This window comes from Embleya sp. NPDC050493 (genome assembly GCF_044458105.1).
Taxonomy (GTDB): domain Bacteria; phylum Actinomycetota; class Actinomycetes; order Streptomycetales; family Streptomycetaceae; genus Embleya.
Genome location: NZ_JBITHP010000023.1, coordinates 92,570 through 105,836, shown reverse-complemented (window position 1 = coordinate 105,836; position 13,267 = coordinate 92,570). Strand labels below are relative to the sequence as shown.

Below are 13,267 nucleotides of genomic sequence, written 5' to 3'. Positions count from 1 at the left end.
GCCTCGAACACTGCCGGTCGTCGAGGCCCCGCGCACAGGGCCGTCGGACCCCCTCAGGGGGACCGCTCGGCCCTGCCCGATGCGGGGGATCGGCGCGAAGCGGACGACGAGCGGCGCGCACGCGCCCGAGCCGAAGGTAAACGGGACCATGCACGAGGTCGACACACCGCACGCGATCTGGGCGCTTGCCGCCGACGGCGAGACGGTGCTCCTGCGGCGCCCGGGACCCGAGGACCGGGACCGAGCGCTGGCGATGCACCGGGCGATGTCGCCGGAGAGTCTCTATCTGCGGTTCTTCGGTGTCTCGGAGCGGGCGGTGCGCGAGACCGCCGAGCGGGTGAGTACGCCCGGCAGGCCGAGGAGCGGTGCGCTGTTCCGGCAGGCCGGGGTGACCGCGACACGCACGCTCGGCGATCTGATTGCCGTCGCGGCGCTGTTGCACGCCCAGCCGTTGCCCGACGGCGCCTCGGTCGCGGTGATCGGCAACGCGGGCGGCGCGGGCGTGCCGGCGGCGGACGCCTGCGTGGACGCGGGGCCGGCCGTGCCGCGCTTCGGCCCCGACCTCGAAGCCGACCTGCGCGCCCTCCTGCCCGCCGGCGCCGCGTGCGCCAACCCGGTCGACACCACCACCGCCACCGTCGACGGCGACACCCTGCGCGCCTGCGTGGACCGGGTCCTGGACGCAGGCCACGTGGACGCGGTGGTACTCGCCTTGGCCCCGACCGCGCTCGGTGATCCGCTCGGCGACATTCTGGCCGGACCGGCGGTGCGTGAGCGTCCCGTCGTGGTGATCGCCCCGGAACGCGCCGCCTCGGTGGAACTGTTGCCCGCCGTGGGCGGGGCGGTGCCGGTGTACAACGACGCGCGCACCGCCGCCGTCGCGCTCGCCCACGCCTACGAGCGCTCGATGTGGTTGACCCGCCCGCGCGGCACGGTGCCGCCCCTGACCGACGTCGACCGCGGCGCGGCCCGCTCGCTCGCCGACAGGTTCCTGGCGCGCGAGCCCGATGGGGGATGGTTGCCGCCTCGCGAGTGCGCGCGCCTGCTGGGCGCGTACGGCATCGAGGTCAGCCCGTGGCGGCAGGCGTTCGACGCCGAAGAGGCGGTGGCGCTCGCTCGCGAACTCGCCCCGCTGGGCGTCGACGGCGCGGTGGTGCTCAAGGCGTACGGCCCGCACATCGTGCACAAGAGCGACGTCGGCGGAGTCCGGCTGCGCCTGGTCGGCGACGACGCGGTACGCGCGGCCTTCACCGACCTCGCCCACCGCATCGGCGCCCTGATGGAGAGCGTGGTCGTGCAACCCATGGCCGCCTCCGGCGTCGAACTGATCGCCGGGGTCACCCAGGACGAAGTGCTCGGCCCGCTGGTGTTGTTCGGCCTCGGCGGAGTGGCCACCGACGTGCTCGCGGATCACGGCGCCCGGCTGACCCCGCTGACCGACCTGGACGCACACGCGTTGCCGGCCGAATCACGCGGGGCGCCGCTGCTCTACGGCCACCCTGGTCCTGGCCTTCGCCCTGCCGCTCGCCTCGCGGTACTCGCCGGGGCCGCCGTGATCGCGGCCGGCGCCGCGGCCTACGGCGTCCGCGGAGCGATCGGCCGCAACACCTGACGGATCACGGTGCCGGACGGACGCGGCGAACTCACGCGCTCGAAGGAGGGCGGGGGCCAGGGCGCGCTCACTTGGCCGATCCCGATCCCGATCCCGATCCCGATCCCGAACGAGAACGGGAACGGGAACGGGAACCGGTGGTGTGCTGCACCAGTCGGCCGGTAACGAACTCGGACGTGATCGAGAACCACGCCTGGTCGGCCGCGGGGGTGGCCTCGGACACCAGGCGCGCCAGGCGCGCGACGTCGGCGGGCACGTGGACGCGGCAGGCGTGGCCGGTGATGGTGCCCGTCCAGCCGGTGCGGGTCGTCGGGTCGATGTGGTCGGCCTGGAACGCGACCACCGCCTCCGACGCGGCCTTCGCGAGCGTGGAATCGGCGGGGGCGCGGAAGATGACGGATTCACCGTCGAAGGCGAACTCCACCACATGTACAGCCGGAAGAGCGCCCTCGGTGACGACGACCCGCCCGAGCGGTGCGCCGGCCATCAGCTCCAGCGTCTCCCGGCGGTCGAGGGGACGTGTCGTCACGAGGTCTTCGCTCATCCCTCCACTCTCGGACCCCGACCGGGTCTTCGACCACGGCCGAACGGCCCTGTACCGACGGACCGAGACGTACTCTGCGTGACGGGCCCTGCCCTGGGTCGGGCTCAGGGGAAGTCCGCAGCGTCGATGTCGTAGTGGATGAACGCGTCGGTGTCGTCCCAACCGGCGCTGATTCCGGTCGGCACAAGGAAACCGCCGTGCGGGACCTCGCCGTCGAAGGTGGCGGTGAAGCGGTGTTCGCGATGGCGACGGCCGTCGGGGTTGCCCCAGCGGGGCAGGGACACCGATGCCAGTGCGCCGGAGGGTGCCACGGCCACCGTCACCTCCTGCGCATAACCGGCGACGGCGAAACGGGCGACGGCCCGCGTGTCGTCCACGCTTTGCCAACGCACGTCGCGGTGCAGCGCGAAGGTGGGCACGAAGATGCATTCGCCGGCCAGGCGACCTGCCGCGCTGCGCGTCACGTCGGCACCGGACGCGCCGATGATCGGCACCAGGCCGAACAGTCGCCACCGCATCGCGCCGCCGTCCGCGTCCAGGCGGTCGAAGCCGCGGATCCGGATCCCCGCGGGTCCGCGTACATCCGCCTCCCAGCGGAACGTCGTGGGCGGAGTCAGAGTTTGTCGGGATGCGAAGGGGCACCACCAACGTCCCACCCGGATCCGGCCGTGTGCGCGCAACCGCACCGACGTCGGGGTCGGGATCGGCGTGCCGGGCGGCACCGCGTGGGCGAGCCACCGCCGGATCGGCTCGGGCAGCTCGCGCGCAGGTTCCCCCCGCACGGGGTCGCCGGTCATGGACCGCGGTGCGGAGGCGGGTTCCCCGGGCGTGGGATGTGGGGTGTGCATGATGTCCGGCTCCTGTCGATACGCAGGGCTTCGGGTTTCCGGACCGCACGTGGTTCGGCCGGGCCCGTCACGCGGACGGTACCCGGCCGAGGTCCCCGGCGATCACAGCGGCGATCAGAGCAGCCAGCGGTGGTCGCGGACGATCGGCAGTCGGGCCCACAGGGCGCCGAGGCCGAGTCGGCTGCCGACGGCGACGGCGGCGAGGGCGATCAGGGAGATCGCGTAGATGACGTGGTAGTCGGTGAACGGGTTGGTGGAGGCGGTGGGCTTGCCGCTGTCGAGGTGCTTGGCGGGCGGCCATTCGGCGATCCACATCAGCGCCATCATGGCGGTGCCGGACAGGGCCGCCAGGCGCAGGCCGATGCCCAGGATCAGGGCGGTGCCGACACCGAGCAGGCCGAGCATGAACAGCCAGTCGGCCCAGGGTTCGCCGGCCCAGCCGCGCAGGGTGCCGGCCATCGGGCCGACGTGCACGTGGGAGAGGAAGCCCTTGGTGGGGGAGCCGCCGTCGACCCAGCCCTTGCCGTTCGCGGTGGCGTAGCCGAGGCCGAAGGTCTTGTCGAGGAACGCCCACAGGAACACGAAGCCCAGCAGGACGCGCAGGCTCGCCACGGCGACATCGACGGTGCGGGCCGCGGCGATCGCCGGGGACCCGACCACGACGTCGGATCCGGTTTCGTCCCTCCGGGGCGCCGAGGCGGAGTGGCGGGGCAGGTGCAGGCGCGAGGACAGTCGGTGGTCGTGAGCGGTTGCCATGTCGGGTTCCCTCCCTGATGGCGCCGGGCCCGGTGCCCGGCGCTCGGCCGCCAATGTGCGCTGCCGGGCCGTGACGCCAATCTCCCGCGATCCCGGCACCCGCCCCAGGGCCGAGAGGCCCGAACCGGCGGGTCCAACAGCCGGTTGCCGTCGGGACGTTGCCGGTGAAGCGCACGGACCCACGGCGACAAAAAGAGCGGTCGCCCCCGACGGATCGGCGGCGACCGCCCCGGATCGCGATCCCTCTTGCGCGCGTTCATCGCCCCCGGTGACGAACCGCCGGACCACGTCCCGGGCTTCGGCCGGGCCCGGCACGTCGGATCAGCCGACCGGCACGATCAAGACGGGGGCGTGCGCGTGGTGCAGGACCGCGTGAGCGACCCGTCCCAGACGCGTGCCGAAACGCGCGGTGCGGCGGTGCGCGGCCAGGACCACCAGATCCGCCTCGCGCGATGCCTCCACCAGCGCCTGACTCGCGCCCTCGCGTACGACCCGTACCTGCGATTCGATCTCGGGATGCTTGGCCCGCGAGGCCGCCAGCGAGGCATCGACGGTGCCTTGCCGCAGAGCACTTGCCGCGGCCAGGGACTCCACGGCCGCCGCGGGCAGCCCGAGCGGGGTGGGGACGACCGGCGGGATCGCGTTCAGCGCACACACCCGCAGGTGCCGCAACTGAGCCTCCTCGTAGGCGGCTTCCACCGCAGGACCGCAATCCGAGCCCTCGACACCCACGACCACCGACCCCTCACCAGAATCGGGCGCTCGGGACGCGGCCTCTTGCCTGTCGCGCACCACCAGCAGCGGGCACGGCGTATAGGCGGCCACCGACAGGCTTACCGAACCCAGCAGCAGACCTGCCATCCGGCCGTGTCCGCGGCTGCCGACCACCACGAGGGAGGCGTGTTCGGCGGAGGCGAGCAGGACCTCGTGCGCGGGACCGCGGCGGACCCGGGCGATCGTCCGGATCCGCGGCTGCAGCGCCCGTGCGTGTGCGACGGCCGCCTTCGTCGCCTCCTCGGCCTCACGGCGCATCTGCCCTACATAGGCGTCGAGTTGCCCGTCGTCGGGCAAAGTCCAGGCGCCGACGATCTCCAACGGCAGGTGCCGGTTCGCCGCCTCCAGGGCGGCCTGGGCGACGGCGGAGAGCGCGGCGGAGGATCCGTCCACGCCGACGACCACGTGTCCGGTGGGAGGGGGTGCAATGGCAGACATGGACTGGTCCCTTCTCGAAGGGGGCATCCGCACGGCGGGCGTTGCCTGTTCGAGTCCATGTCAACGCATACCCCCCCGCCGCGCAGGGGCCGATGGGCCCGGCGACGGGGGCCGAGTGACCCGACCGGGAAATGTATCGCCGGCGGCCGGCAGGGCTTGGTGTCCCGCGTGCGACGCACCCTCGAGACGAACGACGTCGAACGCGGTCAACTCAGCGGGACACGCCACTCCACCAGTGCGCCGCCGTCGGGTGCCGGGCCGAACGAGCAGGTACCACCCAGGGATTCGGCCCGTTCCCGCATGTTCCCCAACCCGCTGTCGCGGGTCGCGGACGCGGGCGGACCGACCCCGTCGTCACGGACCCGAAGGCGCACATGTCCGTCGTCGGTCTCCACGTGGACCTCCACCCGGTTCGCGTGTGCGTGGCGGGCGGCGTTGGCCAGCGCCTCGCGCAGGACGGCGATCAGGTGGGCGGCGATGGCCTGGGGCACGGAGGTATCGAGGAGGCCGTCGACACGCAAGGTCGGTGCGAAGCCGAGGGTTTCGGTGGCGGCGTCGACCTCGCGCAGGCAGCGCGAGCGCAGTCCGGTGCCGGTGTCGCGGTCGCGGGCCTTGAGGGAGAAGATCGTGGATCGGATGACCTTGATGGTGTCGTCGAGGGCGTCCACCGCCGATTCGACGCGCTCCAGCGCTTCGGGATGGTCGATGAAGCGGGTGGCGCTTTGCAGGGTCATACCGGTGGCGAACAACCGCTGAATGGCCAAATCGTGCAGGTCGCGGGCGATGCGGTCGCGGTCCGTCAACACGGTCGGCAACTCGGCGTCGCGGCGCCGCTCGGCGATCTCCAGGGCCAGTGCGGCGTGGTCGGCGAAACCGGTGACCATGCGCACCACCGCGTCCGACAGCGGCGGGCGCTCGGCCCGGTTGGCGACCTGGAGCACACCGCGGATGCGCTCGGGGGTGCCGAGCGGGAGCAGGAACGCGGAACCGAGATCGACGCCCGCGGTATGGGCGACGACGGCGCCCGGGTCCTGGGCGAGGTCGGTTTTGGTGATCGTCTCGCCGGAGCCGAACACCTTGCCCATCAGGGTGCTCTCGCCGGACAGGACCAGGCCGCGGACACGGTCCGCCAACAGTCCGGCGGCGGCCTCGACGACGAGATCGCCGTCCCCGCTCCCGCTCCCGTGCACGGGTACGGGTACGGGTACGGCCGGCGTGACCAGGTCGGCGTCGGCCATCTCCCGGATCGTGGCGGTGAACGAGCGCAGCACGTCGGCGGGGGGTTCGCCGGAGAGGAGGCTGCGGGTGAGGTCGGAGCTTGCGGCGAGCCGGCGTTCGCGGCGGCGGACGTCGTCGTACAGGCGCGCGTTGTCGATCGCGACGCCGGCGGCGGCGGCGAGGGTGCGCAGGACGGCCTCGTCGTCCTCGTCGAAGTCGGCGCCGCCGCGTTTGTCGGTCAGGTACAGGTTCCCGAAGACGGTGTCGCGGATGCGGATCGGCACGCCCATGAAGGTGTTCATGGGCGGGTGGTTGGCGGGGAAGCCGAACGAGTCCGGGTGTTCGGTGCCGGCGAACGGGAGCCTCCCCGCACACGACCGCGTCCGCTCTCCGGCACGGATGCCGTCGACGTGTGCACGGGTCGGCGCCGGGACGGCCGCCGACTCCTCGACGCGCCGCTTGCGCCCGGCCACCACCGGATGCGATCGGCAGGTGGGGCCGATGCCCGGAGCCGTCCGTACGGACCCCGAGTGCCGGGCGCATGCGCCCGCCATGTTCTGGACTGCGATTTTCGGGCGACCTCGCCGGGACGACCTCGGCCGCCGTCCTGCACCCCACGGGGTCGTCGGACTGTTCGTCCGTGTATGCGTCAACCCGGCCCGGGGAAGACACGGTCTCGCGCACGGCGTCCGGGTCGCGGGACCTCCCGGGCCGGCCCGGCGGTTGTGACGCGCGGCCCGCCGGGAACGTCGCCTCACCGTGGGGGCGGCGTCCCCGGCGGGCCGGCCGTGGCTTCGCACGGGGCGTGGGTGCCCGGCGCCGGTGGCAGGAGGTGGCCGGTGACGAACTCGGACGTGACGCGGAACCACACCCGTTTCCCACCGTCGCCGTCCGGCCCGGGTAGCAGGCGATCCAACCGCGCGAGGTCGGCACGGTCGTCGACCCGCGAGGCGTGGCCGATGACGGTGGCCGTCCAGCCGGTCTCGGGCCGGTCGAGGTCACGGCAACCGGCGCGCACGGCGCACTGGGCCGAATCACAGCGCTGATGCAGGATCGCCCCGGCCTCACGCCTTTGCAGCGCAGACTCGCCCACCTCGGACGAGTCCTGGCCGCAGTGGTGATCGGCCTGTGTCTGCTGGTCTTCGCCTTCGGCCTGCTGCGCGGCGAACCCGTCGAGTCGATGGCGGTCACCGCGATCAGCCTGGCGGTCGCCGCGGTCCCCGAATCACTGCCCGCGGTGGTCACCCTGGGCCCGGCCCTGGGCGCACGGCGGATGGCGGCCCGGCACGCCATCGTCCGCAACCTGCCCGCCGTCGAAACGCTCGGCTCGGTCACCGTGCCGGCCACCGACAAGACCGGCACGCCGACCGAGGGCCGGATGGTCGCCGAACGCGTGTGGACTCCCGAGGGAACGGCCGAACTGACCGGCACGGGCTACGCGCCCGAGGGCGAACCACTGGTCGACGGACGGCCGATCGACGCGCACACCGCCGCCTCCGTGCGCGAACTGCTCACCGCCGCCACGCTGTGCAACGACGCCGGCCTCGTACCGCCGGGCCGCGACGCCTCCTGGACGGCATTGGGGGATCCCACCGAGGCGGCCCTGTTGGCCGCCGCCGGCAAAGCCGGAATCGACTACGCCGCGCTCCGCGCGGAACATCCCCGGATCGCCGAGGCGCCGTTCGACTCCACCACGTCCGCTGCCCGCTGGTCGTCGTACCCGCCGCCGTCGAAACGGACGCCTCGACACACGACTGACGGCCGGCCCCCGTCAAGGCGTCGGCCCCGTATGGCCCCTGCTCGTAGGGCCGTTCGGCCCTTCACCCGGATGTGGTGAGGGCGCGAGCGTGGGCATGAGCGGAACCACGGCGACGGACGAGAGGACGAGCGATGACGATGGCCACGGCTCCCGAGGCACCGGATCGGACGATGGTCGATGCCTGGTGGCGGGCGGCGAACTATCTCGCGGTGGGACAGATCTACCTGCGCGAGAACCCTTTGCTCGCCGAGCCGTTGCGACCCGATCACATCAAGCCGCGTCTGCTCGGACACTGGGGCACCTCGCCCGGCCTGAACCTGATCTACGCGCACCTGAACCGGGTGATCCGCGAACGCGGTACGCACGCCCTGCACGTCACCGGCCCCGGTCACGGCGGCCCCTCCGCCCTCGCCGCGTCGTGGCTGGACGGCACCTACAGCGAGCGCTACCCGAACGTCTCCCGTGACGCCGCGGGCATGGTCGCGCTGTTCCGCCAGTTCTCCTATCCGGGCGGCGTGCCCAGCCACATCGCACCCGGCGTGCCCGGCTCGATCCACGAGGGCGGCGAACTCGGCTACAGCCTCTCGCACGCGTTCGGCGCCGCGTTCGACAACCCCGACCTGGTCGTCGCCTGTGTGATCGGCGACGGCGAGGCCGAGACCGGGCCGCTCGCCGCGTCCTGGCACGGCAACAAGTTCCTCAGCCCGCGCACCGACGGCGCGGTGTTGCCGATCCTGCACCTGAACGGCTGGAAGATCGCCAACCCCACTCTCCTCGCCCGCATGCCGCGCGAGGAACTCGACGCGCTGCTCACCGGGTACGGATGGCGCCCCATCCACGTCGAAGGCGACGAACCCGCTCGCGTACACGCCGAGTTCGCCGTCGCATTGGAGGAAGCCCTCGACGAGATCGGGCACCTCAAGGCGACCGCACACACCCGCCCCCGGTGGCCGATGCTCGTGCTGCGCACCCCCAAGGGCTGGACCGGACCACGCACCGTGGACGACGTGCCGGTCGAGGGCACCTGGCGCTCGCATCAGGTCCCCCTCGCCGGCGTCCGGGAAAACCCCGAACACCTGGCCCTGCTCGACGCCTGGATGCGGTCCTACCGCCCCGACGAACTCTTCGACGCCGACGGGCGCCCCACCCCGATCGTGCTCGCCAACGTCCCCGCCGGCGACACCCGACTCGGCGCGGTCCCCGAGACCAACGGGGGAGCGCTGCTGCGGGAGTTGCCGCTGCCGGACCTGCACGACTTCGCGGTCAAGGTCACCGAGCCCGGCGCGTCCTCCTCCGAACCCACCCGCGCGCTCGGCGAATACCTGCGCGAGGTCTTCGCCCGCACCGCGTCCCGCCGCGACTTCCGGCTGTTCGGCCCCGACGAGACCGAGTCCAACCGCCTCGGCGCCGTCTACCGCGCGACCGCCAAGGCCTGGCAGGAACCGATCACCGACCTCGACAGCCACCTGGCCCCGGACGGGCGCGTGGTGGAGATCCTGTCCGAACACACCTGCCAGGGCATGCTGGAGGGCTATCTCCTCACCGGACGGCACGGCGTGTTTTCCTGCTACGAGGCGTTCACCCACATCGTGGCCTCGATGTTCAACCAGCACGCCAAGTGGCTGCACGCCTGCCGCGAGATCGGCTGGCGCCCGCCCATCGCGTCCCTCAACTACCTGCTCACTTCCCACGTCTGGCGCCAGGACCAGAACGGCTTCTCCCACCAGGACCCCGGCTTCGTCGACAACGTCATCAACAAACGCCCCGAGGTCGTCCGCGTCTACCTCCCCCCGGATACCAACACCCTCCTGTCGGTGGGCGACCACGCACTGCGCAGCCGCGGACTCGTCAACGTCATCGTCGCCGGCAAGACCCCCACCCCCGACTGGCTCACCATGGACGAGGCGGTCCTGCACTGCACCCGCGGCGCCGGTATCTGGGAATGGGCCTCCAACGACGACGGCGACCCCGAGGTCGTCCTCGCCTGCGCCGGCGACGTCCCCACCCTGGAAACCCTCGCCGCCGTCGACCTGATCCGCCGCCATCTGCCGAACCTGCGCGTGCGCGTGGTCAACGTGGTCGACCTGATGCGACTCCTCCCCGAGAGCGAACACCCGCACGGCATGCCCGACCGGGAGTACGACGCGTTGTTCGGCACGGATGTTCCGGTGATCTTCGCCTACCACGGCTACCCGTGGCTGATCCACCGCCTCGCCTACCGCCGCCACAACCATCAACACCTGCACATACGCGGCTACAAGGAGTACGGCACCACGACGACCCCCTTCGACATGGTCGTGCTCAACGACATGGACCGCTACCAGCGCGTGATCGACGTCATCGACCGCGTCCCCGGCCTGGGCGCCCGCGCCGCGACCGTACGCCAGACCATGGTCGACGCCCGAACCCGACACCACGCCTGGATCCTCGAACACGGCGAGGACATGCCCGAAGTACGCGACTGGACCTGGTCGACGGACATCCGCAAGCCGCGCCACTGAGCCGAACCGGCCCGCGAAGTCTCGTACCACCCGAACCGGGTCGTGTCACCGACGACTTCGCGGGCCTCGTGCGCCACCGCTTCCGACACCCGACATCCGTCGGTCGTCCCTTGCGACACCAAGGAGGAGTACGGCCATGAGCAACCACACCGACACCGTCCTGCCGGTCCCGGCCGCGGACCCGGACCCGAGCCCACCCGACATCGACGCCGCCGTGAACACCCTGGTCGCCGACGCCGCCAAGGCGCTGGCCGCCTATGACGCGTTCAACCAGGAGCAGATCGACCACATCGTCAAGAAGGCGTCCGTCGCCGCGCTGGACCAGCACACCCGACTGGCTCGCGAGGCGGTGGACGAGACCGGCCGGGGCGTCTTCGAGGACAAGGCGGCGAAGAACATGTTCGCCTGCGAGTACACCACCGACAGCATGCGCAACCTCAAGACGGTCGGCGTCGTGGCCCGGGACGAGATCACCGGCATGGTCGAGGTCGCCGAACCGGTCGGCGTCGTCTGCGCGGTCACGCCGGTCACCAACCCGACGGCCACAGTGATTTTCAAGGCGTTGATCGCCCTCAAGAGCCGCAACCCGGTCGTCTTCGCCTTCCACCCCTCCGCTCAGGAGTGCAGCGCCTCGGCCGCCCGGGTGGTCCGTGACGCGGCCGTCGCCGCAGGCGCGCCCGAGCACTGCGTGCAGTGGATCGAGTCCCCCTCGATCGAGGCGACCGCCGCGCTCATGCGTCACCCCGGCGTCGCGCTGATCCTGGCCACCGGCGGCGAGGGCATGGTCAGGGCGGCCTATTCGGCGGGCAAGCCGGCGCTGGGGGTGGGCGCGGGCAACGTGCCCGCCTACATCGACCGCGACGTGGACCTGCGCCGGGCGGTCAACGACGTCGTGTTGTCCAAGGCGTTCGACAACGGCATGATCTGCGCCTCCGAGCAGGCCGTCGTCCTGCACACCGACATCCACGACGCGGCCTTGGCCGAGTTCGCCGCCCTGGGCGCCCACGTGGCCACGGAGGATGAGAAGGGCAAGCTGGAGACCTACCTCTTCGGTTCGAGTGCGACCTCCGGTCGCGAACCACGAGTCAACCCGGCCGCGGTGGGGCAGAGTCCGACCTGGATCGCAGCCCAGGCGGGATTCACGGTGGGCGCCGACACCACCGTGATCCTCGCCCACACCGACCGGGTGGGTCCGCAGGAGCCTCTGACCCGGGAGAAGTTGTGCCCGGTCCTGGCCGTGCTGCGCGCCGACTCGCGCGAACAGGGCTTCGCGCTCGCCGCCGACATGGTCGCCTTCCACGGCATGGGCCACAGCGCCGTCGTCCACACCGAGGACCCCACCGTCGCCGAGGACTACGGGCGGCACATGAAGACCGCTCGCATCATCGTCAACGCGCCGTCCTCGCAGGGGGCCATCGGGGGCATCTACACCGGTCTGCTGCCCTCGCTGACCCTGGGCTGCGGATCGTGGGGTGGTACCTCGACCTCCAACAACGTCTCCGCCGTCAACCTGTTGAACATCAAGCGGTTGAGCACCCGCCGCAACAACATGCAGTGGTTCAAGATCCCGCCCAGGATCTACTTCGAGCCGCACGCGATCCGGTACCTGGCCGAGATGCCGCACGTGCACCGGGTGACCATCGTCACCGACGCGACCATGACCCGCCTGGGATACGTCGACCGCATCCGCCGGGTGCTGCACTCGCGCGAACTCCCGGTCACGATACAGATCATCGACGACGTACTGCCCGAGCCGAGCATCGACTCGGTACGGCGCGGCGCCGACCTCATGCGCGGCTTCCGCCCGGACACCATCGTCGCCCTGGGCGGCGGCTCGCCCATGGACGCGGCCAAGGTCATGTGGCTGCTGTACGAACAGCCCGACGTCGACTTCGCCGACATGCGGCAGAAGTTCCTCGACATCCGCAAGCGTGCCTTCCGCTTTCCCGTCCTGGGCGAACGGGCCCGACTGGTGTGTGTACCGACCACGTCCGGCACCGGCGCCGAGGTCACCCCGTTCGCCGTGATCACCGACTCCGCGACCGGCAAGAAGTACCCGCTGGCCGACTACGCCCTCACCCCGAGCGTGGCCATCGTGGACCCGCTGCTGGCCGCGGAACTGCCGCCCGCCCTGGCCGCGGACAGCGGCATGGACACCCTCACCCATGCGATCGAGGCGTACGTCTCGGTCTACGCCAACGACTTCACCGACGGCCTCGCCCTGCACGCCATCCGGCTCGTATTCGACAACCTGGAGCGCGCGGTCAACGACCGGCAGGCCAACCCCGAGGCGCGCGAGAAGATGCACAACGCGGGCACCATCGCGGGCATGGCCTTCGGCAACGCCTTCCTCGGCATCGTCCATGCCATGTCCCACACCCTGGGCGCCACCTTCCACGTGGCCCACGGCCGCACCAACGCCGTTCTGCTGCCGCACGTGATCCGCTACAACGGGAGCCCGCCCGGCAAGCTCGCCGGCTGGCCCAAGTACGAGCACTACCGCGCACCCGAACGCTTCGCGGACATCGCCCGAACCCTCGACCTTCCCGCCGCGACCCCGGCCGAAGGAGTGCAATCCCTGGCCACCGCGGTCGAACGACTCAGGGAACGTGTCGGCATCGAACCGTCGTTCCAAGCCCTGGGCATCGAGGAGAAGGCCTTCCTGGACGCACTGCCCCGCCAGGCACTCAACGCCTACGAGGACCAATGCGCCCCGGCCAATCCCCGCATGGCAATGCTCGACGACATGATCACCCTCATGCGCGACGCCTACTACGGCACGGTTGCAGCCTGCGTGTCGTAGACAATCCCGGCGAG

General features: G+C 71.7%; 9 protein-coding genes. 4 read left to right on the top strand and 5 right to left on the bottom strand.

Going from position 1 to position 13,267, the window contains the following annotated elements; all coding sequences use genetic code 11:
* Positions 1 to 148: 148 nt before the first annotated feature.
* Positions 149 to 1,612 (top strand): acetate--CoA ligase family protein, encoded by a 1,464-nt coding sequence (locus tag ACIBM5_RS34170; protein WP_396010529.1) that lies wholly within the window; start codon positions 149 to 151, stop codon positions 1,610 to 1,612.
* A 67-nt stretch (positions 1,613 to 1,679) separates the two neighbouring features.
* Here the strand turns inward: ACIBM5_RS34170 and ACIBM5_RS34165 are convergent, their stop codons facing one another.
* The 5 genes from ACIBM5_RS34165 to ACIBM5_RS34145 form a co-directional block, all read right to left on the bottom strand.
* Positions 1,680 to 2,156: a pyridoxamine 5'-phosphate oxidase family protein gene (locus tag ACIBM5_RS34165; protein WP_396010528.1), complete on the bottom strand. Its 477-nt coding sequence runs from the start codon at positions 2,154 to 2,156 to the stop codon at positions 1,680 to 1,682.
* A 104-nt stretch (positions 2,157 to 2,260) separates the two neighbouring features.
* Entirely contained in the window at positions 2,261 to 2,938 is a 678-nt protein-coding gene (locus ACIBM5_RS34160; RefSeq protein ID WP_396010527.1) for a DUF6544 family protein, read from the bottom strand.
* A gap of 180 nt (positions 2,939 to 3,118) precedes the next feature.
* Positions 3,119 to 3,760 carry a hypothetical protein gene (locus ACIBM5_RS34155; RefSeq protein WP_396010526.1) on the bottom strand — a complete coding sequence of 214 codons (642 nt, stop codon included), beginning with the start codon at positions 3,758 to 3,760 and terminating at the stop codon, positions 3,119 to 3,121.
* 321 nt (positions 3,761 to 4,081) lie between these two features.
* Positions 4,082 to 4,972 (bottom strand): universal stress protein, encoded by an 891-nt coding sequence (locus tag ACIBM5_RS34150; RefSeq protein WP_396010525.1) that lies wholly within the window; start codon positions 4,970 to 4,972, stop codon positions 4,082 to 4,084.
* A 206-nt stretch (positions 4,973 to 5,178) separates the two neighbouring features.
* A complete protein-coding gene (locus tag ACIBM5_RS34145) occupies positions 5,179 to 6,744 on the bottom strand; it encodes a GAF domain-containing protein (RefSeq protein ID WP_396010524.1) in 1,566 nt (521 codons plus the stop codon).
* A gap of 398 nt (positions 6,745 to 7,142) precedes the next feature.
* On the opposite strand from ACIBM5_RS34145, the gene ACIBM5_RS34140 reads away from it, so the two are divergent.
* The 3 genes from ACIBM5_RS34140 to adhE all read left to right on the top strand — a co-directional run bounded on the left by ACIBM5_RS34140 (position 7,143) and on the right by adhE (position 13,253).
* Positions 7,143 to 8,027, top strand: coding sequence for an HAD-IC family P-type ATPase (locus tag ACIBM5_RS34140; RefSeq protein ID WP_396010522.1), 885 nt, complete (start codon positions 7,143 to 7,145; stop codon positions 8,025 to 8,027).
* Positions 8,028 to 8,080: 53 nt separating this feature from the next.
* The gene (locus ACIBM5_RS34135) at positions 8,081 to 10,450 is read left to right on the top strand and encodes a phosphoketolase (RefSeq protein ID WP_396010521.1); all 2,370 of its coding nucleotides are present in this window, start codon (positions 8,081 to 8,083) and stop codon (positions 10,448 to 10,450) included.
* Positions 10,451 to 10,586: 136 nt separating this feature from the next.
* Positions 10,587 to 13,253, top strand: coding sequence for a bifunctional acetaldehyde-CoA/alcohol dehydrogenase (adhE, locus tag ACIBM5_RS34130; protein ID WP_396010520.1), 2,667 nt, complete (start codon positions 10,587 to 10,589; stop codon positions 13,251 to 13,253).
* Positions 13,254 to 13,267: the final 14 nt, after the last annotated feature.